Annotated in this window: 3 protein-coding genes; 2 read left to right on the top strand and 1 reads right to left on the bottom strand. The window is 71.2% G+C overall.

The genetic code is table 11. From position 1 onward, the window contains the following. A partial coding sequence (locus AC27VN_RS40180) for a LysR family transcriptional regulator (protein ID WP_490880316.1) occupies window positions 1–791 on the bottom strand: 791 nt, incomplete at its 3' end. Window positions 792–872: 81 nt separating this feature from the next. Here AC27VN_RS40180 and AC27VN_RS40175 point away from each other — a divergent pair. Together AC27VN_RS40175 and AC27VN_RS40170 are read left to right on the top strand one after the other, a co-directional pair. Then, window positions 873–1,190: a DUF2917 domain-containing protein gene (locus AC27VN_RS40175; protein WP_490880315.1), complete on the top strand. Its 318-nt coding sequence runs from the start codon at window positions 873–875 to the stop codon at window positions 1,188–1,190. A gap of 153 nt (window positions 1,191–1,343) precedes the next feature. Then, window positions 1,344–1,907: enoyl-CoA hydratase-related protein (locus AC27VN_RS40170; RefSeq protein WP_490880314.1), on the top strand; the 564-nt coding region annotated here is incomplete at its 3' end.

The raw sequence follows: 1,907 nt of genomic DNA, 5'->3' as shown, positions 1-1,907 counted from the left end.
AGCTCGCGCAGCAGCGGCAGGCGCCCGATCACCACGCCCTGCCCCGCCACCGCCGCGCCCACCGCGTCGGCGTACTGCGTGAAGCGCAGCGTGCTCTTCATGCGCAGGTCGTGCAGCCCCATCACCTTGAGCCAGGGTTCCCAGTCGATGGTGGGTGCCTCGCTGTGGTCGGGGTACTCGACCGTGAGCAAGGTGAGGTTCGCGAGATCGGCCGGCTTGCGCAGCGACTTGGCGAGCGCGGGCGAGCACAGTGGCACCACGCTCTCCTCGAACAGCGCCGGCCCCTTGCCGCGCGAGACCGGCATCAGCCGCACCGCCACGTCGACGCGGCTGCGCTCGAGGTCGAGCACCTCGAGCGTGGCCGACACGCGCACGTCGACCTGCGGATGGCTGCCGGTGAAGCGCGCGAGCCGCGGGATCAGCCACAGCGAGGCGAAGCCCGGCGTGGTGGTGATCGCGACCTGGCGCGGCGCCGAGCCGGCGCGCACGCGCGCGGTGGCATCGCGCAGCCGCTCCAGGCTGTCGGTGACGGCGCGCTGCATCACGCCGCCGGCCTCGGTGAGCACCAGCGCGCGATGGCGGCGCTCGAACAGCAGCACGCCCAGGCTGGCCTCGAGCTGCTGGATCTGCCGGCTCACGGCCGACTGCGTGAGATGAAGCTCGGTCGCGGCCAGCGTGAAGCTCAGCCGGCGCGCGGCCGCCTCGAAGCTGCGCATGAGTTCCAGCGGCGGCAGGTCGACCACGCTCTGGGGCTGGGCCGGCGAGGCCTTCTTTGCATTCTCGATACGCATGCAATGAGTTCCAAAAGACCGTTTGTAAAGGACTGGGCGCTCAATATATTCATTCGCATGACGAATGCAATGGAGCTTGCCATGAGCACCCCCTTCCCTTCCTGCTTCCAGCTCAGCCTGCCGGCGCGCGCGGTCTTCGCCGTGGCCGATGGCGCCGGCGTGGGCATCGAATGCCGCAGCGGCTCGGTCTGGGTCACCCTGGACCGCGATCCGCGCGACATCGTGCTCGAGCCCGGCGATCGCTTCGAGGGCACCGAGCACCGCCGCATCCTGGTGTCGGCGCTCGAGCCCGCGCGCATCACGGTGTCGGACGCGCAACCGGCCGCGATCCCGCTGCCGGTGCCCGCGCGCCGGCGGTCGCCTTGGCGACTGCTGCCCCACGGGTTGTCCCCGGCTTGACCCTGGCCCCCCGGCATCGAACCATCGATGCCAGGGAACCGGAGCACGCCAGCCAGAGCCGCCCCGTCGACGGGCGGCTTTTTCTTTGGGCGCCGTGCACGGTCATCCATTCCCCCCGAACATCCGAGCCGACGAACACGTGGAGAGATTCCGATGACGCAGCAGCCACCACAGGACCCGGGCGCGCAACCCTGCGTGCTCTACGCGCTCGACGAGGGCATCGCCACCCTCACGCTCAATCTGCCGGCCAAGCTCAACCCGCTGGCGATCGAGCTGCAGCAGGAATTGCGTGCCCACCTCGAACGCATCCGCGACGACCGCGCCGTGCGCGCCCTGATCCTCACGGGCGCCGGCAAGGCCTTCTGCGTGGGCGCCGATCTCAGTGCGATGCGACCGCCGCAGGACGGCAAGACGCTCGGCGACCAGACCGCCGAGTGGATGCAGTCGCTGAGCAACCCGCTGATCGAGACGCTGCAGTCGATGCCGATCCCCGTGGTGGCCGCCGTCAACGGCGCGGCCGCCGGTGCCGGCGTGGGCCTCGCGCTCGCGGCCGACATCACGCTGGCGGCGCGCAGCGCCTACTTCTACCTGCCCTTCCTGCCCAAGCTCGGCATCGTGCCGGACCTGGGCTGCACCTGGGCCATTCCGCACCGCGCGGGCCGGGCGCGCGCGATGGGCATGGCGCTGCTCGACGAGCGGCTCGGCGCCGGGCGCGCG

It is taken from the genome of Variovorax sp. 20P10.2.4 (genome assembly GCF_058244205.1).
This window is presented reverse-complemented; position numbering and strand designations above follow the sequence as displayed.